Genomic DNA, 22,545 nt, shown 5'->3' with positions numbered 1-22,545 from the left:
AGAGTCAAGCGGCGATTTTCCTCGGTTTGGTATTCGGGGCGATGTGTTTGATGCCGGGGTTGAGGAGGAAGTAGACCTCGCGGGCGAGGTATCGCTTGAGGCAACGGATGATCTCCATCTTCGAGTGGCCTTCCGCGGTCTTCTTCGCTGCGTAGGCCTTCGTTCTCGGGTCGATCCGGAGCCTGCTGATCACGGCGAGGTGGAGGGCACGGTTGGCTTGCCGGTCGCCACCACGGTTGAGTCGGTGTCGCTGGGTCATTCCGGAGGACGCGGGTAGCGGGGAGACGCCGCAGAGCATCGCGAACGCGGCTTCGGACTTCATGCTCTCGGGGTTGTCGCCTGCGGTGACGAGCATCTGCCCGGCGACTTCGATGCCGATTCCGACGCGTTCGAGTAGCTGGGGGGCGAGGGACTCGACGATGGGGTTGATCAGGTCGTCAAGGTCGACGATCTCGTCGGTGAGCTCGATATAGCGGCGGCCGAACGACTTCAACGCGACCCGGTAGGCGACAACGGGATCGGTCGCGTTCGAGGTGTCAGGACGCCAGGCAGCGAGATGGCGGATCAGCTGCATACGGGTGAGGTTGCGTACCTGGTCACGAACCTCGTCGGGTGCGGCGACGATCGACATCCGCAGCAGCTGCAATGTGTTGCGGCGTTCACGGACCGCCTGGGCTCGCGCAACCCGCAGGATTCTCAGGGCCTCGACCGCGCCGTCCTTGGACTTCGGGATCGTTGTACGGCGCTCGTGCAGTGCGGCGCGGGCGGCATTGATCGCGTCCAGGTCATCGTCTTTCCCTTTCCGGCGTCGGTCTGACCGATCCGGCCGGTCGACCTCGAGGATCGTCACCTCGTTCTTCGCGAGATGCCGGGCGAGGCCAGCGCCGTAGGAGCCCGTCCCTTCGATTCCGATCCGCACCAACGCGCCTTGACTGCGCACCCATGCCAGCAGGGCCCGATAACCCGCGCGAGTCGTGGAGAAGCTGTGGGTTCCGAGGATTGTCCCGGTCTCGTCGACGACCGCGGCGACGTGGATCTCCTTATGGGTGTCGACGCCGGCGAACACCGACGTTCGTGATTGAGGTTGCTTGCCGGTGTCGGGGATGATGGTCATGTCGTGCTCCGATCTGTTCGCATGGGCGGGGAACGGCACCGCGCACCACCAGACCGGCGGACAAGACAGTGATGAGCACCTGTTGGCGCAGGCTCTCCTTAAGTCACTCCGGCGGTGAGGCGTGACGCCTCACCGGATGTTCTCAGGGGACCGACAGATCCGTGGAAAGACAGCAGATGTCGATCGGCGTGAGAGTCAGGAACCCCTGAGAACACGCGGCACCAGCATCCTTGCGCGTCCATCGCTGTGAGGGTCAGGACCCCCGAGAACACCAGCACGAACAGTCTCACTATCTGCGTGCAGGATGCACCCGGTGACGTCACCGCGGCGAGCGACGGCGTTTCGGATGGCGTCGACGGCGAGCTTCGCGGTCATCCGGTCGCTGATGGAGTACCCGACGATGCGGCACGTCCTTGATCGCACAGCAGTACAGCTTGCCTTCGCTCGTCCAATGCTCCGTGATGTCCGTGAGCCACACACGGTTCGGCGAATCAGCGCGGAACTGCCGCTGCACGTGGTCATCGAACACGGGCGGCCCGGCCTTCTTGCCCTTGCCTCGCCTTCGTCGTCGCGCGGACGAGAGGATCCTGGCTTGCGAGCACAGCTTCCACGCCGTCCGCCGGCTCATCCGCCAGCCCGCGCGACGGGCTTCATCGGCCAGGTATTGGTAGCCGACGTCGGGTCGTCGTGGTGAGCGTCGTGCAGGGCGTTGATGCGGTGCGCGCGGAGCACGTCAGCTTCCCGGACAGGGTCGTTGCGCCATCGGTAGTACGGCTGACGGGCGAGCTTCAGAACCCGGCACGACACCGTCACGGGGATTCCCGCGTCGGCGAGCTCGGATACGAGCGGGTATGTCATTTGGGGGAGCCACCTAGTTTCAGGTTCGCCTGCGAAAGATACGCCGCCGCACGGCGAAGGACCTCGTTCTCCTGCTCCAGCAACCGAATCCGTTTCCGCGCCTCCCGCAACTCCGCAGCCTCCGCTGCGGTCTGACCGGGGCGATTGCCTTCCTCGACGTCAGCTTGACGGAGCCAGTTCTGCAGCGTCGCTTCGCTGATACCGAAGTCGGTCGCGATCTGCTTGATGGTGACGCCGCTCTCACACCGTCGCGCGACCGCGACCACGTCCTCGCGGAACTCTCTGGGATAGGGACCGGGCATGATGACATCCTCCCCGTCAGCGCCTGGCGGCACTAACGATCAGTTGTCACCGATCCGTTGCTCACGCCCCACCGAGACTAGAAACACCGCCGTTTACACCAAAAACAGACAGACCCACAGGTCAAGGGTCGACCTAACCCCCAGCAGTCCCGAACGCCCTATTCTGGTTGGGTGTTGTCTGGACCGAATGACACGTGCCCGGTTCCAGGGTCGTACAGGCTATCCCGGCTCGTAACGGGAGAGGCTAGGGTCACCGTCCGTTTCCACCATTTTTTGGGGTAGGCCTCCCCGCAGGCCCGCTCATGGGGTTAGCCTCTTCCCCGTCCCGACATGCAGGCCCCCTCATGAGGGGGCCTGCATGGGGGGGGGAATGCTCGCTCGTATGGTGCGAGGGGTAAGGATTATTGAGGAGGTTTTAATGTTGGGTGTTTTCTCACAGTCTCGGAGGGTTCGGGTTGTGGCGGGGGTGGCTGGTTTGGTTGTGGCGGGGGTGGTTGCCGGGTCTTCTGTTGTGCTGGTTTCGCGTGTGGACTCGGCCGTGGGGTCACCGATGCGTGATACCAAGACGGTGGTTGATTCTCGCACCCGCCCGGTTCCCCGGGTTGCGGAGGAGGGGCCGTTGGAAGATGATGGCGGTTTTTCGTTCACCGTGCCAGGCGAGCAGACGAATGAGGTTGTCGATGCGGGTGGTGTTTCCCGGCGACTGTTTCATGGCACCGGGGATGCTTTGGGTTCTACAAAGGTAGGGGGGACGGTTTTGAGTGTTTTTCCGACCGAGAATGCTTTGCAGGTTCTGATGCGGGTACCGTCACCAGGTGCGGTAAAGGAGTACCGGTTCCCGTTGGAGATGATGAAAGGTCTTCGCCCTGTTGTCCGCCGGGACGGTTCCGTAGCTGTTGTTAGTGACGGGCAGAATGATCCGGTCGGAGGGTTCGCTGTTCCCTGGGCTGTGGACGCGCACGGCGAAAAGGTGGGGGCTTCTTTCCGTCTCGAAGGAGGCGACCTTATAGAAACCATCAATGTGCAGAGCGCAACAGCCTTCCCTGTTACGGCAAGCCTTGAGCAGGTTATGCCAGAAGGTGAGTAGACCGAAAGTTTTCGTGAGAACTATTTCCAGTAAACAGCTTTTTCCAATTTTTCTCGGATGAATTTATGCGGGTTCACGCCATAATCTGGTGGACGCTGTTGGCAATAGCAGTCAGCGGGGTGGGTTTGCTGCTTCTCCCGCGTGTTCTCGTGAGATCTGAGCCACTCGTTGGGTGGGCAGCACCCAGCATCTATAACACGTGCGGACTGTTCCTTGTCTCCGGAACAATGGGAGTACTTGTTCTTGTCTTCTTGGGCGCCAGGGTATCATTATGGCCAGGCAAGCGGTTTCACCTGTTCTGGATCGTCCCCGTCGCGGTTCTTGTTGCAGTCGCGTTTTTTGTCGCCTTGCTGCTGGCGACGGTTTTCGTGCCATACCCCTCTCTGTGATTTATCTATTTATATATTTTTGATATTTAAATGAATTGGAGTTCGAAATGAGAATCCGATTTTCTCAGAAAACACTCATGTCGATAAGTGTGATCACTGTAGTAAGCCTCGGAATGGTCGGCGGCATGGCTCCAGCCCATGCTGCCGGGCTGGTAGAATTGCCCGCCGGATGCACCCCTGTGCAAGTTCTCGTGTTCCGCGGTTCAGGCGAGCCTAGGGGTAGCTCTGGGACGTACAGAGATACGACGATGACCACTAACGGCTGGGAAGGGAAAACTCTACGTCGTCTTCTGGAAGCCTACGTAGCTCAAAGCCGCGGCACCAGTGCCCCGAATCCGTATGTGGATACGGTCCCAGTCAAAGCGATCGGTCCGGACGAATTCGGTACCGGGAAGGGATATCCGGGGGTGGCGGTACCGAGAACGGTCGACGTTGCCTTTATCAAGAAAGTAATCGGGGACTCCGCTCGAGCCGGCGCAACAAATACCGCCTCATATATAGATTCGACCATCCAGGCGCAAACTGCTGCCGGTTGCCCGTCTCCGAAGTTTGTTGTCCTCGGTTATTCCCAAGGTGCGATAACTGCGCGCTGGCTCACCCAGCTGCGACCTGACGATGTCGCGCTCACTCAAATTTTTGGTGACCCGCTGCAATTCGAAAATCAAACCGGTAACCACGGCAGTGGTTCCGACGGAAACGGCTTCATGCGCTACATTTCCACCACCCCCGAAAAAATTCAAGACAACAAGTATTACGCGCTTTCCTCTTCCAAAGCCGGTCTGTGCCATGGAGGCGACCCATTCTGCCACTACAGCTGGCTCGTGGGAGCGTTCGCAATCGTGTTCCATCAGTTCCAGGAACACCTCAACTACGTCACAGGAAACTCAGAAATTGCCCAAGAAGGCCAAACCATCAGCCGCAAAGTTGCTCAGCTAATCCAAACCGTCACAGTCAACGGAACCGCCCTGGGTCGACAAGAAGCTACACCCGAACACAACTATCTGGATGATATCGACATGAACACCCTCATGGCCGACCCCAACGTAACCGTCGCTAACCCCGAAACCCCCCAAGCAAACCTCTCTCCCCTTCAACTTCAAGCCATCGGCAAGAACAATGCTGCACATCTAAACCTTCACCGATTCAGCAGCATCCGAGAGGGCAGCACCGTTCGAATCCATGTCGCTGGCATACCAGCCGGGCAACAATTCGGCCTTCGCCTTACTTCCCTAACATCCAAGGGTTCTTGGCGACTGCCTGCTGTCTGGACAAGTCCGATCTACACCTCTACCGGTGGAACCCAAACCATCACCCCAACCCTCACCGGCATTGACCACGGAAGCTATACCGCAAGCGTCCTCACCAACACATTCACTCACACCCCAGACACCACAATCGCTATCACCCAATAATGTAAGCCGTCCCATCGGCATCGTCGTTGACGAAACGTCCGCGGAAAAAGAGGCGATCGGAGCGTGAGGAAGGATTGGTACAACTGATCGTTAGCGCCGGGAGATGCTGGCGGGGAGGATATATCCATGACCGGTCCCTATCCCAGAGCGTCCAGTCCTTGGGCGTCACGGAGCGCTCACCACCGGGAGGCAGTGGATGGTTCGCCGTTCACGTTCCCGGCGACGTGTGGTGAGATGTCCTTGTCCCACGTCACCGTCTGGACTTACTCCCAACCGTGCTCGATGAGGAGGGGTGGACGGTGGCCCAGCCGAGTTCAGTGTTCCAGAACCACCGAGTAGTGGCCTGCTTCGCGACTCGATCCCAGGCGGTCACGTGCGGGCGGTACCAGTCCACACTGCAATCACGACACGCTCTTGCGCAATTCTTGACCATAGAGCAGCTAAACCACCCCGACCCACCCCCCTTACGGGTGGGTCGGGGTGGTCTCGTATCGGTGGCGTTCGATGTCAGCGTTGTACGGGAAAATAAAGGTCGCACACGATACCCGAAGGGTAGCCTCTGGGAGTTTCCCCAAGAATGAAAGCGACCAGCCACCTAGCCCTTCAGGGCACGCACACCATACGGAGACTGTTCGGGGAACGGATCTTTGTGCTCCAATCATCGCACAAAGAGGTGAGAATCATCACCCCTAACAGAAGAGCAACCCCACCCATGCCTTGCGATTCGTGTCGACATCAATCAGATTCACCGGTTCGACGGCGAGCCGAGATGATGATCCCGGCTGCTCCGCTCGAGATCTCACTGCAGTACGCCCTCGAGCGCGTTCATGACTACGCATCTTCGCAGGACGAGAAAGTCGTCATCATGGCAGATCAGGTGCCAGACGCGGCGCATCATCAGGCTCGAATCAACCAGTTCCAGGCCAGGGGCGCACGCCCGGCTACAACCATCGGTATCTCTCAACGATACTGCCCAACTTCAGATGGGAGGACTCGCGGGCACACCGGGCGCTCCAAGCAGTCGACATGCTCACCTACGTCTACCTCCGCAAGAGGTTCGTCCAGAACGCCCATCAGCGACCAACGCGGGAAGTGGCGAAGCTCAGCGACCTCGCACGGCCCTTCCTCCACTCGTACCACGTGTGGACACCTTAAGCCGTGTGGACACCTTAAAGCGCTGAGGGCCTCGCTCATCGAGGCCCTCAGGCGGATGACGCTCCTGCAAGGCCCGCCATACGTGGAAAATACCACAACACGCCCAGGAATTCGAGAATCAGCGCGTCCACCGACCTGACACAGAACCCCACCACGGTCCCACCCACAAACCCTTGACACCCCGCCCCGCCATAGAGCAAAGATAATATGCCCGGCGAAGACGGGACGCGGGGATGATCGTGGATCCAGCCGTGTGCTCACATCCGTTATATTTTCACAACGAAAAGCACATCCACACGAGGACGCCGCCGGGCATACCCACACACCCCTGCCCACACTCTGCCCACAAACACCCCGTAACCCACCGATTTCAACCAGCCCCAAGCATATGTACTGGCATGCAATCTCTACGGCACATAGTGGTAGACCTCTCCACCAAGGAGAGCTTTACTCGGACTGGTCCCGCCCCCACCGCGCGGCCGCGGCACCGAGTTCGACGAGAAGGGCGGTGGACGCGAAGCCGATGAGGCCGATGCCGACGTAAGCGAGCGGGAGCGTGCCCATATAGGGGTTCGAGAAGCCGACGAAGAGGAGGATCACTCCGAGCACGAGCCCGACGAGCACAATGTAGGTCAGAGCCCGCATGAAGGGATTCGCGGGAGGAATATCGTTCATGGACAGGATCCTAGCAACCCTCCGTCGTGCGCGATATGTCACAGATGTGGTGGTGCCGCGCACCCTAGTCCAGGAGCCGACAGTGGCGGGGCATGTTCGAAGTCGCCGCGCCCCCTGACCCCGCCCGGCTCCTCACGGAGTCGAGCGGGGGCGGTCTTCGTCGTTCACTGAACGGTGAGGCTCATCACGACGCCGTCCTTCTTCAGGCGCGCTTCGTTGTAGTTCAGCGCGCCTCGGTGCGACGCCTCCACTGTATAGATCCCGAGCCCTGACGGGAGCCTGTCAGTTTGAACGGGAACGCTCACGATGGGATCGCGCCAGTGATGTCCTTGCGGGTCTTGAGCTGCGCGAACGCGACGGTCTTTCCCGCCGGATCTTTGACCGTCACGTCGGTGCCGGGCGCGATGTCCTGGAAACCGTCAGGAACGCTGTCGCAGGTCGTGTTCTCAATGACGACGTATCCATCAGCGTTGAACGTGTGCGGGGCGAACGCGTTGACGATCAGCACGACAGCCACGACCAGGATCGCGAGCACCACGACACCGTAGGCGATGATTACAGGCAGGAACCAGAGCGGGCGAGCAGCCGCCGGCGGATCGGCGGGCTCTGTTTGCTCTGTGGCGGCGGTGTTGTCAGCCATTGAGTCGATGGTAGCGCTAGGATGGAGTTTACGAACAACCGTGTGTACGCGCACGCCGCCCGGGAGCCGGACGTCGATGAAAGGCGTCGCCTCGTCGATGTGCCGTCCGCCGTGCGCGATCAAGCGAACGGCGAGTCGTCTGTTCGCGGCTTCGTCCGCGTTCCAGCCGTCCTGCCGTCGGAGGCCGCTGCGAGCGTCGTCCGTCCAGAGTTCGCCGGAGCCGGTGACGAAGAGGTCGGTGATGCCCTCGCGCATGAGATAGGGGGTGAGCGGACTGTACGTGCGCCAGAGGCCGGCCGGTGGTGGGCCGTGGGGACGGGCCGGTGCGGCATCCGGACGCGGGGACAGCACGGGCGGTTTCGGCACCGCGCGGGACGAGATGGTCGCCAAACCCCCTTCCGGACTCCTCGCTGGGCTCGGTGTCTCCGCCACCGTCACCGGGGACCCCCGCGATGCCGTCGCGTCGTCCAGCGCAATATGAGCGGCCGGGAGCACCCGGCCGCCGCCCGGCGGCTCATACCGTTCGGCCAGTCCTGCGGTGGCCTCTGCCGACCGGTGCCGGGACGGCGCCCGTGGGCTCTCCCGCGGCTTCGCCCGCGCCTGTGTTCGTCTTCGCATCCCCTGACGCTACGGACATCCCGCATCTCCGGGCCGGGTTCGCAGAATCCGTGGACAACTCAGCCGCGCCGCCGTGCTGTGGAGAACTCGATGGCGAACGGGACACCCGGTTAAACAAAGGGGGGGCCGCACCTATTGGGGGGAACAGGTGCGGCCACTGCGGCGCAGGATTGGGGGGAATCGTATTGCGCCGCACGCCAGAATATTAACAATTCGGCCACGGACTAGTCTACGCAGAATCAATGCAAACGCAAGTCTGTTCTAGGTCCTCTTCGGCAGGTTGTAGAGTCGGGCAGTTTCGTGCCACGACTCGCCCATCCAGGATCGCAAAGGAGCGAACAGACTCGCCATGAGCAACACCATCGACAACCTGCTGCACGAAGCGCGCCGGTTCGCGCCCAGCGAGGAATTCGCCGCGAACGCGGTGGGGTCGGCTGACCTCTACGAGAGAGCGTCCGCCGACCGTCTCGGATTCTGGGCCGACCAGTCGCGCGAGCTGCTGCACTGGCACAAGCCGTTCACACGCACGCTCGACTGGTCGAATCCGCCATTCGCCCAGTGGTTCGACGATGGCGAGCTCAACGCGAGCCTACAACTGCCTCGACCGGCATGTGAACGCCGGGAACGGCGACCGCGTCGCCCTCCACTGGGAGGGCGAGCCCGGCGACCACCGCAGCATCACCTACGCCGAGCTGACCGCCGAGGTGAAGAAGGCAGCGAACCTGCTCACCAGCCTCGGCATCCGGGCGGGCGACCGCGTGGCAATCTACCTGCCGATGATCCCGGAGGCCATAGTCGCGATGCTCACGATCGCCAGAATCGGGGCCGTCCACTCGGTGGTCTTCGGCGGATTCAGCGCAGAGAGCCTCCGCTCGCGCATCGACGACGCCGAAGCGAAACTCGTCATCACCGCCGACGGCGGCTGGCGGAAAGGGCGGGTCTTCCCGCTCAAAGACGCGGTGGACGCCGCCCTCGCCACCGAGCAGGGCGCCGACCGGAAAAGCACCGTCGAGCACGTTCTCGTCGTGAAACGCGGCGAGAACGAGGTGGCCTGGACCGCGGGCCGCGACCTGTGGTGGCACGAGGAGATCGCCCGGGTGGACGCCGACCACGTCGCGAAGGCCTTCCCGTCCGAGAACCCGCTCTTCATCCTGTATGCTTCGGGCACGACCGGGAAGCCGAAGGGTATCCTGCACACCTCCGGCGGCTACCTGACCCAGGCGGCTTTCACCCACAAGAACGTGTTCGACCTGCATCCCGAGTCCGACGTCTATTTGGTGCAGCGCGGATTTCGGCTGGATCACCGGCCACACGTATGTCGTGTACGGCCCGCTTGCGAACGGTGCGACGCAGGTGCTCTACGAAGGCACCCCCGAGACGCCGCACCCCGGCCGGTGGTGGGAGATCATCGAGAAATACAAGGTCTCGATCTTCTACACGGCTCCCACGGCGATCCGCTCCTTACATGAAGCTAGGCCGGCAGCACCCGCAGCGATTCGACCTGTCGAGCCTGCACGTGCTCGGGTCGGTGGGGGAACCCATCAACCCCGAGGCGTGGATGTGGTATCGCGAGGTCATCGGCGGCAACCGGACGCCCGTCGTCGACACCTGGTGGCAGACCGAGACCGGCGCGATCATGGTCTCCGCCCTTCCCGGAGTGACGACATTGAAGCCGGGGAGCGCCCAGGTTCCGGTGCCCGGGATCTCGATCGACGTCCTCGACGACACTGGTGTTCCGGTCGGCCGGGACGAGGGCGGCCTGCTCGTCGTCACCGAACCGTGGCCGAGCATGCTGCGCGGCATCTGGGGCGACCCAGAGCGATTCAAGGACACCTATTGGGAGAAGTTCGGCGACAAGTATTTCGCCGGCGACGGAGCCCGCTACGACAAGGACGGCGAGATCTGGCTGATGGGCCGCGTGGATGACGTGATGAACGTCTCCGGGCACCGCCTGTCGACCGCGGAGATCGAATCGGCGCTGGTCGCCCACCCGCTCACCGCGGAGGCCGCCGTGGTCGGCGCGGCCGACGAAACGACCGGTCAAGCAGTGGTGGCCTTCGTCATCATCAAGCAGAATCAGGTGGAGACAGCCGAGTCGATCGACGCGGCCGCGGAACTGCGGAAGCACGTCGCCGAGCACATCGATGCGATCGCCCGGCCGCGCGACATCTTCCTCGTCAACGAGCTGCCGAAGACGCGCTCCGGGAAGATCATGCGCCGGCTGCTCCGGGATGTCGCGGAAGGGCGCGAGGTCGGCGACACGACGACGCTGGCGGACACCGCCGGATGAGTTCCATCCAGAGCAAGCTGAGCCGATACTCGGCCGGAGCGGAGGATGAAGGGCAACGCCGGAAATCGGGGCGTTTTCTCTTTCAGCCTCTTGGCGGTGGGTGAGTCTGGAAGCTTTGAAGGTTCGCGAACGCGTGGTATCTTCCCGTCAAAGATACATTGGTCAGAGTTCCTCTACCGCGTATTTCAATGATGAAAATTGGAATTGTCGACTTTCGGAGAAGCGGAGTTACAGCGTGACAAACAACGTGTTAATTGCTGCCGCCGGGGAGTCTGACACTGATGCTGGCAGGAGTTGTCTTTGCCGCACCAGCGAGTGCAGTCGGAACAAACAACGGAAAATGCACTCATTATGACTCTTTCGTGGGTACCAGCAGCGCTACGGGGAATAATTACGCTTCAGGCCAGCAGAGCATCTGTGGCTCCGTCAAGGTTCGCGTTGGCTACAATGTTTCCGGCGGCACAGCCGTCTACGCGCCTTGGAAGCAAGCGTCTGGCTCTGTTGTGCAGGGCCCAGTCGGATACAAGGCGTTCGGCGGAGAACACGCCGTCACCAATCCCGCGCCCGCCTACCGCAATTCAGTGATCCGCACGTGATCCGTTCCCTGTGCGCGGGTGTGCTTGCATGGTGCATTGCGGGGAGCCTCGTCGGTTGTAGCGGGTCGGCGACTGCGCCGGCACGCTCGCCCATCGAGCCCTCGATTTCGGCGCAGCAAAAAAACGCACTGCAAGATGGAGAAATTAGCTGGGACGAGTACCACGCCGCATTCAACGCCTACCAAGCGTGCTTGATACGAGAGGGGTATGAACTTGTGAATCCTCAGGTCAAAGGCGATCTGATGGACTTCGGGGTTCCTGGTGGAGCTGTGGACTCTGGCGTCGATGACCGGTGCTATGACTTTAACTGGGCACAAGTTGATCGAGTTTGGCAGATTGCGCACGAAGACACTTCAGAGTCAGCTCAGATAATTGCCAATTGTCTCCGATCGAAGCTGATCGAGCCCTCGCGTACATATAAGGAGAACCTCGAACTGCTCAGGAAAAATGAGATCGAGATCGCTGATTGTCCCGCCAAATGAACGACCCAAGCAATGCGCGATCGAAACCCTCTCAGACAGCAGGGCTCACACTGATTCTCCTAGCTGCCCTCTGGGGCGCTCCCTTTGAGGTTGCTCTTAAGGGTGATTCGGTTTCGGCGTAGTGGGCTTGTCCAGCCTCGATCGGGGTGCGCATGCCGAAACCAAACCCAGGGCGAATCAGCCGCAACTCTCGAAAGCCGACGGCCTCCTAGGGAGTGAGCTCTCGCGAGCATCGAAATCGGTGACTTTAGCGACAAATGAGGTGAGGCTGCTGTCCCGAGCAACCCCACAATCGGAGGGAATTCCCATCAACACAGCCGTTACACTGCCCTTGTCTCTCTCGACACACGGTGATCGTCAATGCATTGCAGAGTTGGACAGATTCCAGAACTCTAGGTTTGTCATTCCCTATCTGGCTTCGCAACTTGACATTAGCGGAGGAAGCATCGCTGGACATCCTCAGCCGACTCTGCCCTCCGATCCTCTCGTGGAGTGGATGCAACGACCCGGACAGTTCTCCGGAGTGCTGGCGGGGATTCTGGGAGGACTTCTTGCCTCGGTGATGGCGGCGGCTATATTTCCAACTGGCTTTGTCAGTACTCGTGAGGTAGTGGCATGGCTGCTCGCGGGCAGTGGGGCCTGGCTTATCTGCTCAGTTCCTGGAGTCATCCGTTCAATCGCTGTATCTCCGGCAAGAATGACTCGCGAACGCTGATCGACACCCTTGCCCGCCTCATGGTTCGGCTGCCGGTCAGCGTGAGTCAGGGCAAAGCGGCAACTAGCGTGTGAGGCGGGCAACCTCGCTGAACTGCTCGCCAGCTCATCGCTGTGTTACGACGACCGCGGGAAACCGCGGACACCGGCGCCGTCCCTTCTCACGTCCGTCACTCGAACGCGACGATGAGCTCCACCTCGACCGGAGCGTCGAGCGGGAGCACAGCGACACCGACCGCGGAGCGAGCGTGAACGCCAGCGTCGCCGAAGACCTCTCCGAAAACCTCGGAGGCACCGTTGACGACACCGGGCTGGCCGGTGAACGCAGGGTCCGAGGCGACGAAGCCGACAACTTTGACCACACGAGTGACGCGATCGAGGGAGCCGATCACACTCTCGACCGCAGCGAGCGCATTCAAGGCACAGATTCTAGCGTACTCCTTGGCGTCAGCGGCGGGGACGAGGCCGTCTCCCTCCCCCACTTTGCCTGTCGCAGGCAGGGCGCCCGCGACCATGGGCAGCTGACCGGAGGTGTACACGCGGCCGCCGTCGACGACCGCGGGAGTGTAGGCAGCGACGGGCGGGACCACCTCCGGCAGGTCGATCCCGAGTTCGGCGAGCCGCGCCTCGACGCCCGCCATCAGGTGTCCGCCCCGTCCGGTACCGGACGCTTCAGGTAGGCCACCAGACCTCCTTCCGGTCCAATGACCACCTGCACCAGCTCCCAGCCCTGAGAGCCCCAGTTGTTGAGGATGGCGGCGGTGTTGTGGACGATCAGGGGGGTGGTCGTGTATTGCCAGCGCAGCATTCTGCCCTTTCCAGTTACAAGGGGTCGGGCCGTTCGGGCCCACCTATCAGGTTTATCGCATAGCCTGATCCTATGTCTGCGAAAAAACCACAGGCTAGAGGTGGGCTCGGAGCCGTCGGCGCGTTCGTCGGCATGAGCGCCGTGGCCGGTCTTCTGGTCACCGCCGCCGTCACACCCGCCATCGCAGTGACGGGCATGGCCGCCAACAACAGCATCGGCATCTTCGAGGGGCTGCCCGAGTACCTCCAGATCGGGCAGCTCGCCCAGCCGACCACGATCTACGCGAAGAACGCCGACGGTTCCGACATCGTGCTCGCCACTTTCTACTCCCAGAACCGGTTGCCGGTCGCCTTCGATCAGATCTCGCAGTCGGCGAAGGATGCCGCGATCGCCGGCGAGGACCCGCGCTTCTACACGCATGGCGGTGTCGACATCCAGGGCACCATGCGCGGTGTCCTCTCGACGGTCTCCGGCGGCGGTGTCCAGGGCGGCTCCTCGATCACGCAGCAGTACGTGAAGAACGTGCTGCTGCAGAAGTGCGAGGCGATGCCGGTCAAGACAAAGGATCAGAAGGCCAAGTACCAGGACTGCGTCGACGACTCCACAGGCATCACGCCAGACCGCAAAGTCAAGGAGATGAAGTACGCCATCGGCCTGGAGAAGAAATATCCCAAAGACGAACTCCTCGTCGGCTATCTCAACATCGCCGGCTTCGGCGGCTCGGTCTACGGTATCGAAGCCGCCGCTCATTACTACTACAACACGACGGCTGCGGCGCTGACCCCGGCGCAGGCTGCCAGCCTCATCGCGATCGTGAACGAGCCGACCGGGCTGAAGCTCGACAACTCCGACTCCGAATCCAACGGCGCCGCCAACGGCTACGCCAAGAACAAGGAGCGCCGCAACTACATCCTCAGCAAGATGTACGAGTACAAGAAGCTCACCAAAGCACAGTACGACGAAGCGGTCGGAACACCGATCCAGCCCCAGATCACCCCGTCGCTGCGCGGCTGCCAGACCGCGGGCGGGGCCGCGTACTTCTGCGACTACGTGCAGAAGATCGTGCTGAACGACGCATCGTTCGGCAAGGACGCCGACACCCGCGCTGCGAACTTCAACCGCGGCGGCTATAAGATCTACACCTCGCTGGACGTCGACCTGCAGCAGACGGCGGAGGAAACGCTCGCCTCCTACGTCCCGCCGGTCTACGACAAAGCGGATCTCGGCGGAGTGCTGGTCGGCGTTCAGCCGGGCACCGGGCGTGTGCTCTACATGGCTCAGAACAAGCAGTACAGCCAGGATCCGGACGTCCTCAAATCCGGCGCTCAGTACAGCTCGGTGAACTACGCGACAGACCAGGACTACGGTGGGTCGAACGGCTTCCAGGTGGGCTCCACCTACAAAGTGTTCACGCTCGCCGAGTGGCTCAAGCAGGGGCACTCGCTCAACGAGACCGTGAACGCGAACGTGCGCACCTACACCAAATTCAAAAACTCTTGCTCGGGAGACTGGAACGGCACCTACCGGCCGGCCAACGACTCCGGCAACGAAGAGGGCATCCGGAGCGCGCAGAACGCGACCACGAACTCGATCAACACGGCGTTCGTCGCAATGGCGAGCGAGCTCGATCTCTGCGACATCAAGGGCGACGCCGAGGCATTCGGCGTTCACACGGCGACCGGCTCCAGCCTCAACATGGACCCGGCATCGGTGCTTGGCACCAACAACATCGCGCCGCTCACGATGGCGACCGCTTTCGCAGGCATCGCGAACAACGGAATGACATGCTCACCGATCGCGATCGACAAGATCGTCGGCGGCAACGGCAAAGAGGTCTCCGCGCCTCAGAGCAAATGCACGCAGTCGGTCGACCCCGCCATCGCGAACACGATGGCGAAGGCCTTGAAAGACCCGATCGAGAGCGGGACCGCAGCAGGAATGAACCGCACCGGCAAGGACATGCTGGGCAAGACCGGAACAACCGACAACAACGAGCAGCTCTGGCTCATCGCCTCCACGACGAAAGTCGCCGGTGCCTACTGGGTCGGCAACATCACCAGACACCAAGACATGCGGCGCATCTCCCCGACGCACGGCACGACACCGGCCGCCGCCCGTACCGCGGTCATGCGCACCATGATGTCCGCTGCCGTGGGCAAATACGGCGGCGACCCCTTCCCCTCCCCGCCGGACAAGCTCGTCCGCGGCGTGCAGGTGTCCATTCCGGATCTGGCTGGCAAGACTCCGGCCGAGGCGAAGTCCATCCTGACCGGGCTGGGCCTCGATTCGGCCGACGGTGGCCCGCAGGACTCGGCACAGCCCGCGGGAACAGTGTCCGCAACCGATCCGGCCACCGGAACGCCGGTGAGCAAGGGCACGCAGGTGACCGTCTACACGAGCAACGGCGCGCTGGTGACGATCCCCAACGTCGTTGGAATGAAGGTGTCCGACGCCCAGAAAACGATGGCCGACGCTGGTTTCGTCATCAAACTCACCGGCGAGAGCAGCCCTGACGCCATCGTGCAGGCCGAGGAGCCCGGGGCGGGGAGCGCAGCCAGACCGGGAACCCAGGTGACCCTGACCGCCCAGAGAGCGACCCAGCCCACTCCGGCGCCCGGCGCAGGCGGATGAGAGCGCGCGCGCTTCGAGCGGCAGGCGCCGCGCTGACGGCCCTCGCCGCTGGCGGCGCGACCGCCTTCGCCTACGGGTCGCTCATCGAACGCCAAGCATTCACTCTGCGCACAGTGACGGTTCCGGTGCTACCAGCCGGATCGGACGCCATCCGGGTGCTGCACCTCTCCGATCTGCACATGGCTCCGTGGCAGCACGACAAGCAGCAGTGGATACGTTCCCTGGCGCGGTTCGAGCCCGACCTGATCGTGGACACCGGCGACAATCTGAGCCACCAGGACGGCCTCAGGGGCATCCGCGCAGCGCTCGATGTCTTCCGCGGCGTACCCGGCGTCTTCGTACACGGCTCGAACGACTACTTCGGCCCCCAGCTGAAGAACCCGTTCAAATATTTCACCGGCCCGTCCAAGAGGCGCGGCTCCACCTCGCCCCGGCTCGACACGGCCGCTCTGACGGAATACTTGAGCGGCCTCGGCTGGCTCGACCTCAACAACGCCGCCGGGGCTCTGGAGGTGCGTGGCACGCACCTCGAGCTGTTCGGTGTCGACGACCCGCACATCCGCTATGATCGCATGGCAGCGATCCCGGGAGCGCTCGACGAACTGCGCGAGAACGATCCGTACTCCGACGACACGGCCTGGCCCGGCGACGGCCCGCGACCGGAACGCCCGACGGTGACTCTCGGCGTCGTCCACGCGCCCTACCGTCGTGTGCTTGATTCGTTCGTGACCTATGGCGCTTCGATGATCTTCGCCGGGCACACGCACGGGGGCCAGGTGTGTGTGCCCGGCTACGGCGCACTCGTCACGAACTGCGACATCCCCCGCAAGCAGGCGAAAGGTTTGAGCCTGTGGCGGCACGCCTTCCGCACGGCCTACCTGAACGTGTCCGCGGGGCTCGGAACGTCGATCTACGCACCGGTGCGCTTCGCATGCAGGCCGGAGGCGACGCTGGTCACGCTGACGGCGGCAGAGTGACCGGAGCCGCCTTTCCTCCTCCGCGAACTCCTCTGGCATCTTCCCCGTAGAGCGGCAGGAGTGGTCATCGCCACCCCGTCGCTCATGTATCCTAGACAAGGCCCACGGGCCATCGGGGTGTGGCGCAGCTTGGTAGCGCGCTTCGTTCGGGACGAAGAGGCCGCAGGTTCAAATCCTGTCACCCCGACCAGTTCGACAAAACAGCCTTTCCTCGTGGCCTAAAACACGTGAGACGGAGCTGCTGACCGTCCGGCAGGCTGTTCCGCGTGAACCCTCTCCCGGTCAGGGCCGCGAATGCCCTTCACGTGTCTCACCTGCGAGCAGCCTCCCAGGCGTGTCACGGCCCGGCTCCCGCGAGCGTGCGGGAGCCGTCTTCCGCGTCATCGAGGGCGCTCTAAGTGTGCGATGCACGGTCTGCTCGCAGCACCGATCGCACGCGCTCAGCGATGGCGCGCTGCGCACGGCTCTTCTCGGAAACTTCCTCGACCACATCGATAGGGTTCCGTACGCAGGAGGATCGATTGTCTCGGGGTAAAGCAGGATCGCGGTTTCGAGCACGTTCACAAGCGTTGTGCGCCTTACGACGGCTTCTCCAAGAACGCGTCATCCGCACGATTTTCCGGACGCCACGAGAACGTAGCCGGCCTCGGCGCGAACGCCACTATCGCGTGACGTTGCGGCTTCCTCGGCGACTCGCGTCAGCCACGTTCGCCACTTGGCGGCGTCCCGTTCATTCGCTATGGGTGCCCACATAGGGTGGTCGATGAGGCGTTCCGACGCGAAACGCAATGCGCGAAGGAGGTCGAGGCGGGTTCGGTTGTCACTTTCACCGAGCAGGAGTGCTTCAAGGTGACGCTGAGTGCACGAAGTCAAGAAGTGGGTGCGCACGGAGAGTCGGAACCACCCCAGCTCAGCCGCCGCGAGCGAGCGCAATCGCCTCGCGGCTGCGCGAAGCGGCCCGACGTCGTCCGATTGGAGCCCAATTTCGACCTGCACGAACTCGGCGCGGAGGGTTGATTCACTTCTCTCGTATTGTTCCGAGCCGAGTATCATCCGAACACTGTCGTCCACGAGACCAATCTAACAACGTCAGGTCGTCCCTCCTTAGGCTCAGCTCTTCACAGCGCTCCCACCAGGGAGCTTTTTCCACGACGCGTCGTGCCCCTCGTTCCGCGAGTCAGAAATGGTATGGTGTTTTTTGGGGTCTCAGAATGTTAGTGAATGGGCTTGATATCCGCGGATTTATGCGGAAGTGATGGTCTTTGAGGGGTGTAACTGCAAGGGTAGGGTTTGCGGTTTCATGTGGGGACTTATGTGGGGAGTTAGCGAGGATGGTGGGGAGCGATGCCGAAGAAGCGGTCGCCGGGTGAGGGCGGTCTCCACTATGACAGGGCGAAGGGCCTGTGGCGTGGAAGGTATGACGACGGCTTCCACCCTGATGGTCGCCGCCGGCAGCGTGAGGTGTCGGCGCGGACGCAAACTGTCGCGCGTGAGAGGCTGAAGCAGAAGCTTGCGGAGATCGCGGAGTACGGTACGACCTTGGGTCGCACGGTGACTGTTGCGGCATGGGCTGAGCATTATATCGAGACCGATTGTTGGATGAGGCTGAAGCCGAACTCACTCGCGACCACAGAGTCTCTGATGCGGAACTGGATCGTTCCCCTCCTCGGCCGCCGGCGCATCTCGGAGCTGAAACCCTCGGATGTTCGCCTGGTGCATAAGGCCGTCTTCGATGCTGGCCTCGCGACAGGCACCGCCCGCAAGGCACACGAGATTCTCAGCGGCATGCTCAGCGCCGCAAAGGCCGACGGGCTTGTGACACGCAACGTCGTGGACGACGTGAAGCCTCCGGAGGTCATCGCGAAGAACCCTCGCGGCAGCCTCAGCACCGAGCAGGCGCTCGCCGTGCTCGCCGCATCCGCGAACGTGGAGGGCACCCGCTGGTGGGTGGCGGTGCTCGACGGCATCCGTCAGTCCGAACGACTCGGAGCCCTGATCGAGGGCCTGGACCTTGATGCGGGGACTCTGCGCGTGGACTGGCAGCTTGAGGAGCTGCGCTCCGAGCACGGATGCGAGCCGCTCGCCGAGGGACAGTGGTCGTGCCTGACCAAGCGCGGCTCGTCATTCCCCCAACGCCGGTTCAAGGTGAAATCGTCCCTGGAGTACATCCACCTGTATGGGAGGCTGGCTCTGATCCGACCGAAGTTGGGAAAATCGCGCACTGTTCCTCTCATCCCGCCCGTGGTCGCGGTCCTACACGAATACCTTGAGGCGACGAAAGACCGCCCGAACCCCTACGGCCTGCTATGGCGGCACGAAGACGGCCGCCCCTACCTCCCGCACGAGGATCAGCAGCTGTGGCGCGACTTGCTGTTCCGAGCTGGTGTCATCAACCAGGAACAGACGAAACCACCGAAAGACCGAACACCCGGGACACCCGGTATCCCGACCACACACTGGGCGCGACACACCACCGCGACCGCGCTAATGGAACTCGGCGTTGACGCGAAAATCGTGGGAGAGATCGTCGGCCACGTCGACGAGAAAACCACCCGCCGCTACCAACACGTCTCCTCCCCCACCGCCCGCGACGCAATGGAACGCCTAAGCTCCCACTTCAAAGACGCACTCCACACGCCCACAGGTTGACGACCCGACCACCAAACAACACAAGCCAACCTGCTCAACATCGGGTGGTGATGGTCACAACGGTATCGATGTTGACGGTGTAGCAAGGCGATCTGATCCGACCTCGACAAGCAGATCAAGCAGATCACTGACTGCGATCCCCAAGCTATACCAACCTGGGGTCGATCAGCTGGTTTTAACTCGGTCAGTGGCTAGGGCTGTCTCGGGAAGATGTTCACCTTTCAGAGACACTGCTGCAGTAGGCTCCATTCGTGGTGAGTTTCGCGCGGTTCATTTCCACCACCTTCGCAACGTTGAACCTGGCTTTCTTCTTGCTGATTGCGTGCGGTTGGATCGGAGGCTCGCCACTGGTTGGGCTTGTTGCGGCGATGATCACTGCAGGTGTTCCTGCCGCAGTGATAGCGCTTGGAATAAGGTGCGGGAAACTCCAAAACCGGTTCATACCCGATCGCCGCGCACGGAGTCCACTCGCTATCATATCGATCCTTGCTGCGGCCACGGCGCTCTGCGTCCTGCCCATGATGGGAGCGCCCACGCTGGTCTACCGAGCTGTCTTAGCAACCATGCTCGCGGTCGCTGCAGTAGGGATCGTAAGCGTCTGGTGGAAGATTTCTGCTCACACGACGATAGCCAGTCTCGTCGCGGTTGCCGTTTGGAGCTGGACATTTTGGGGAGTCGTGGCCATCGCCGTAGTAGCTGCCGTCGCGACTTCGCGCGTCATCCTGCGCGCTCACACGGTCTGGCAGGTGATTGCAGGCGTGATTCTCGGTGGAGCTATCGGCCTCGCTTTCTTCGTTCTCGCATGAGTTCTGTTCGGCGCACAACCCAAGGTGTCAGGATTCCAGCGGAGAGCAATAGCACTGTCCCCATCTTCAGCAGATTCGAGACGACATGGGTGTAATCGAGGGCAGCCTCACCAGCTCGAACAGGTAAGAACGAGATTGCAGCGATGCATCCGAGACCTATGAGCGCGGCTGATGTTCTGAGAACGGGAGCACCACCAGGGGACAAGGCCGCAGGAAGAAGACACGTCAGAAGAGCGATACAGAGATAGGCAAGGTATGCCTGCCATGTGAGGGCATAGATCCAGCCTGCGGGCGTTGCATACGGTGCATTGTGGCCTTCTAGAAGGAATGTCGCGATTGTAAGCCCGGAGGTGACGATGAGCGCGACTCGTCCAGGAATGCCTTTGACTAGCCAGATTGACAGCAGAGAACCGAATCCGCGCGCAGTTACGAGGGCGATGAGGAAGAAGAGGGTTTAGGTCACGGCCCTGAGGATCAGGTTCGGAAGCTGAATCCCTCCTAGTAAAGCGTCAAGCCAATCCACGAACGGGTCAACGTCAAGTAGAACCGCGATCGCAAACAGCAGCGAGACGAGGGTGAGGGTTCTTTTCGACGCACGCTGCCTTCGCGAAGTACCTGAACGACATTCAGGCACAACGAACCAACTAACCCCTCGCCCCACCCCGCGGGAACCCCACCCACAAACCCCTGACACCCAACACGCCCCGGCCCCGGCACGCTGACTTCGGTTGGCGGGCCGGGGCCGTTTCTGTGTTCTCTGGGTCTGAGCTTTGGTGAAGTATCGGGTCAATGACGGAACCGGCCTTTGAGCCAAGCTACATGCCATCACCAATGCCAAAAAATGTGGAAGTTAGGCTAGTATGTGCGGCATGGACCCGCGAAATACGAGGAAACCCATCCCTGTCTGACCTTCCAATTCTCCCCTCAGGTGAACTTTCTGTGGGCCAAGCTTGGCGAGGCTTTCTCAAAGAACCAGCACCTAGCAGGTATCCCGCTGCAGCCGGAACTTGCTACCCGTCTGGCGTCGATCATCCTACGCAAGGGCGCGCTGGGAACGGTCGCCATTGAGGGGAACACCCTCACCGAAGACGAGGTTGAGAAGATCCTCCAAGACGGGCTCAAGCTCCCGCCCTCGCAGGAGTACCTTGAGCAGGAGATCCGAAACGTTGCGGGGGCGTTAGAGGTGATTGACGAGTCTGGACGTGCTGGCGATCAATTCCAGGTGACGCCTGAATGGCTGCAAGCACAGAACGCGAAGCTCCTCAACGAGCTGGAAACCGAGGAGCACGTTGTCCCCGGCGAATACACAACTACGGGCCTTGTCGTCGGCTCGGTTTATCGGGCGGCCCCTGCGGAGGACGTTCCATACCTCATCGACAGAATGTGCATATGGCTGAATGACGCATTCGTCATTCCTTCCCAGAATCCAAATTTGACCGACGAGATGCGATTCTTTAACGCCTTTTTTGGTGCCGTTCTCGGTCATCTTTACTTGGCGTGGATTCATCCTTTCGGCGACGGAAACGGCAGAACGGCGCGACTGCTCGAAGTGGCGATCCTCGCCCATTCAGGAGTGGTCCCTTGGGTGGCAAGCAACCTGCTTTCAGATCACTACAACCGCACGCGGAGCCGCTATTACCAGAGGTTGGCTTCCACATCGCGTGAGGGAAAGGTTGAGGAATTCGTGACCTATGCTGCCGAAGGCCTGGTTGATCTGCTTCGTGAGCAGATCGGCGAAGTCCGCGAGAGTCAGATGCGGGTCGCATGGATAAACTACGTTCACGACCGGCTCAGGTATGAATCACCCGGAAAAACCAAAGACCGCCGCAGGAACCTGGTGCTCGCACTGCCCGTAGACAGCCCCATAACGAAGCGGGAAATGCGGCGGCTAACCCCCGAACTCGCGGAAGCCTACGCAGGGCATGAGGACCGAATGATCGCGCGAGATCTCCACGCACTCCAGAAACTGGGCCTCGTGGACGAGTTCGCCGGCGGCAAACAGTATCGCGCGCGCGCCTACATCATGTACGCATTCGTCCCGATCCCACCGGGCGCATAATCGTTACCAATACCACGCAAGGAGAGCCACGATGGTCAGTCAGATTCAGACTGACCGCCAACTGACCGCCACCCTGCCCCTACCCACCCCTCACACGGGTGGGTAGGGGTGGTTTGTCGTTGCGCCGGGTGAACTCCTTACCTCACGTTTTGCGTCATAGTCCGAGCGCAGACTCTCGTCGGCGAGCGGGACGACTGACTTCCTACCCAATATGCACGCATCTGAACCATAGATGCGTGCTAATATGAATTTTGCACGCATAAAACGGATCGGACTGGACGGC

General features: G+C 61.7%; 16 protein-coding genes, 1 tRNA gene and 1 pseudogene. 10 read left to right on the top strand and 8 right to left on the bottom strand.

All coding sequences use genetic code 11. From position 1 onward, the window contains the following. Positions 1–4 precede the first annotated feature (4 nt). The 3 genes from LXX_RS01760 to LXX_RS15180 form a co-directional block, all read right to left on the bottom strand. Positions 5–1,114 carry an IS110-like element ISLxx2 family transposase gene (locus LXX_RS01760; RefSeq protein WP_011185382.1) on the bottom strand — a complete coding sequence of 370 codons (1,110 nt, stop codon included), beginning with the start codon at positions 1,112–1,114 and terminating at the stop codon, positions 5–7. Between the two features lie 624 nt (positions 1,115–1,738). After that, a complete protein-coding gene (locus tag LXX_RS13270) occupies positions 1,739–1,972 on the bottom strand; it encodes a hypothetical protein (RefSeq protein WP_081423054.1) in 234 nt (77 codons plus the stop codon). After that, positions 1,969–2,274 carry a transposase gene (locus LXX_RS15180; protein ID WP_011185381.1) on the bottom strand — a complete coding sequence of 102 codons (306 nt, stop codon included), beginning with the start codon at positions 2,272–2,274 and terminating at the stop codon, positions 1,969–1,971. Before LXX_RS15180 ends, LXX_RS13270 begins: the two co-directional genes overlap by 4 nt. Positions 2,275–2,893: 619 nt before the next feature. Here LXX_RS15180 and LXX_RS14045 point away from each other — a divergent pair. Both LXX_RS14045 and LXX_RS13265 read left to right on the top strand, forming a co-directional pair. Continuing rightward, entirely contained in the window at positions 2,894–3,361 is a 468-nt protein-coding gene (locus tag LXX_RS14045; protein ID WP_155806756.1) for a hypothetical protein, read from the top strand. Positions 3,362–3,998: 637 nt separating this feature from the next. Then, positions 3,999–5,162, top strand: coding sequence for a cutinase family protein (locus tag LXX_RS13265; RefSeq protein WP_176714805.1), 1,164 nt, complete (start codon positions 3,999–4,001; stop codon positions 5,160–5,162). 1,602 nt (positions 5,163–6,764) lie between these two features. On the opposite strand, the gene LXX_RS01740 is transcribed toward LXX_RS13265, so the two are convergent. From LXX_RS01740 to LXX_RS14035, 3 genes are all read right to left on the bottom strand, one after another. After that, positions 6,765–6,992: a hypothetical protein gene (locus tag LXX_RS01740; protein WP_041767000.1), complete on the bottom strand. Its 228-nt coding sequence runs from the start codon at positions 6,990–6,992 to the stop codon at positions 6,765–6,767. A 164-nt stretch (positions 6,993–7,156) separates the two neighbouring features. Beyond that, complete coding sequence (locus LXX_RS14040; RefSeq protein ID WP_155806755.1) at positions 7,157–7,297, bottom strand: hypothetical protein; 141 nt, start codon at positions 7,295–7,297, stop codon at positions 7,157–7,159. Beyond that, positions 7,294–8,022 carry a Flp pilus assembly complex ATPase component TadA gene (locus tag LXX_RS14035; RefSeq protein WP_041766998.1) on the bottom strand — a complete coding sequence of 243 codons (729 nt, stop codon included), beginning with the start codon at positions 8,020–8,022 and terminating at the stop codon, positions 7,294–7,296. Before LXX_RS14035 ends, LXX_RS14040 begins: the two co-directional genes overlap by 4 nt. 577 nt (positions 8,023–8,599) lie before the next feature. On the opposite strand from LXX_RS14035, the pseudogene acs reads away from it, so the two are divergent. After that, positions 8,600–10,644 (top strand): annotated as a pseudogene (gene acs / locus LXX_RS01730) (acetate--CoA ligase). 488 nt (positions 10,645–11,132) lie between these two features. After that, positions 11,133–11,618: a hypothetical protein gene (locus tag LXX_RS14030; RefSeq protein WP_141692896.1), complete on the top strand. Its 486-nt coding sequence runs from the start codon at positions 11,133–11,135 to the stop codon at positions 11,616–11,618. An 884-nt stretch (positions 11,619–12,502) separates the two neighbouring features. On the opposite strand, the gene LXX_RS01725 is transcribed toward LXX_RS14030, so the two are convergent. Continuing rightward, the gene (locus LXX_RS01725; RefSeq protein ID WP_011185378.1) at positions 12,503–12,973 is read right to left on the bottom strand and encodes a RidA family protein; all 471 of its coding nucleotides are present in this window, start codon (positions 12,971–12,973) and stop codon (positions 12,503–12,505) included. Continuing rightward, a complete protein-coding gene (locus LXX_RS14750) occupies positions 12,973–13,140 on the bottom strand; it encodes a hypothetical protein (protein ID WP_011185377.1) in 168 nt (55 codons plus the stop codon). The genes LXX_RS01725 and LXX_RS14750 overlap by 1 nt, the downstream gene beginning before the upstream one ends. A 72-nt stretch (positions 13,141–13,212) precedes the next feature. Here LXX_RS14750 and LXX_RS01720 point away from each other — a divergent pair, with 72 nt between their 5' ends. The 6 genes from LXX_RS01720 (at position 13,213) to LXX_RS01690 (ending at position 22,262) form a co-directional block, all read left to right on the top strand. After that, positions 13,213–15,771 carry a transglycosylase domain-containing protein gene (locus LXX_RS01720; RefSeq protein WP_011185376.1) on the top strand — a complete coding sequence of 853 codons (2,559 nt, stop codon included), beginning with the start codon at positions 13,213–13,215 and terminating at the stop codon, positions 15,769–15,771. Further along, the gene (locus LXX_RS01715) at positions 15,768–16,748 is read left to right on the top strand and encodes a metallophosphoesterase (RefSeq protein ID WP_011185375.1); all 981 of its coding nucleotides are present in this window, start codon (positions 15,768–15,770) and stop codon (positions 16,746–16,748) included. Before LXX_RS01720 ends, LXX_RS01715 begins: the two co-directional genes overlap by 4 nt. Positions 16,749–16,861: 113 nt before the next feature. Further along, positions 16,862–16,938: transfer RNA gene (locus tag LXX_RS01710), tRNA-Pro, on the top strand. Positions 16,939–18,092: 1,154 nt separating this feature from the next. After that, a complete protein-coding gene (locus tag LXX_RS01700; protein ID WP_011185149.1) occupies positions 18,093–19,397 on the top strand; it encodes a tyrosine-type recombinase/integrase in 1,305 nt (434 codons plus the stop codon). A 251-nt stretch (positions 19,398–19,648) separates the two neighbouring features. Further along, positions 19,649–20,203, top strand: coding sequence for a hypothetical protein (locus tag LXX_RS01695; protein WP_050737805.1), 555 nt, complete (start codon positions 19,649–19,651; stop codon positions 20,201–20,203). Between the two features lie 862 nt (positions 20,204–21,065). Continuing rightward, positions 21,066–22,262, top strand: coding sequence for a Fic family protein (locus LXX_RS01690; RefSeq protein WP_011185373.1), 1,197 nt, complete (start codon positions 21,066–21,068; stop codon positions 22,260–22,262). Positions 22,263–22,545: the final 283 nt, after the last annotated feature.

This window comes from Leifsonia xyli subsp. xyli str. CTCB07 (assembly GCF_000007665.1).
Lineage (GTDB): Bacteria > Actinomycetota > Actinomycetes > Actinomycetales > Microbacteriaceae > Leifsonia > Leifsonia xyli_C.
The sequence above is the reverse complement of the archived record's forward strand: the minus strand, read 5'-3'. Positions and strand labels throughout refer to the sequence as shown.

What these genes read in the sequence shown, in the direction of transcription:
- LXX_RS01760 (WP_011185382.1), bottom strand. Translation starts at nt 1,114, where the DNA reads ATGACCATCATCCCCGACACCGGCAAGCAACCTCAATCACGAACGTCG.
- LXX_RS13270 (WP_081423054.1), bottom strand. Translation starts at nt 1,972, where the DNA reads ATGACATACCCGCTCGTATCCGAGCTCGCCGACGCGGGAATCCCCGTG.
- LXX_RS15180 (WP_011185381.1), bottom strand. Translation starts at nt 2,274, where the DNA reads ATGCCCGGTCCCTATCCCAGAGAGTTCCGCGAGGACGTGGTCGCGGTC.
- LXX_RS13265 (WP_176714805.1), top strand. Translation starts at nt 3,999, where the DNA reads ATGACCACTAACGGCTGGGAAGGGAAAACTCTACGTCGTCTTCTGGAA.
- LXX_RS01740 (WP_041767000.1), bottom strand. Translation starts at nt 6,992, where the DNA reads ATGAACGATATTCCTCCCGCGAATCCCTTCATGCGGGCTCTGACCTAC.
- LXX_RS01725 (WP_011185378.1), bottom strand. Translation starts at nt 12,973, where the DNA reads ATGGCGGGCGTCGAGGCGCGGCTCGCCGAACTCGGGATCGACCTGCCG.
- LXX_RS14750 (WP_011185377.1), bottom strand. Translation starts at nt 13,140, where the DNA reads ATGCTGCGCTGGCAATACACGACCACCCCCCTGATCGTCCACAACACC.
- LXX_RS01720 (WP_011185376.1), top strand. Translation starts at nt 13,213, where the DNA reads ATGTCTGCGAAAAAACCACAGGCTAGAGGTGGGCTCGGAGCCGTCGGC.
- LXX_RS01715 (WP_011185375.1), top strand. Translation starts at nt 15,768, where the DNA reads ATGAGAGCGCGCGCGCTTCGAGCGGCAGGCGCCGCGCTGACGGCCCTC.
- LXX_RS01700 (WP_011185149.1), top strand. Translation starts at nt 18,093, where the DNA reads ATGCCGAAGAAGCGGTCGCCGGGTGAGGGCGGTCTCCACTATGACAGG.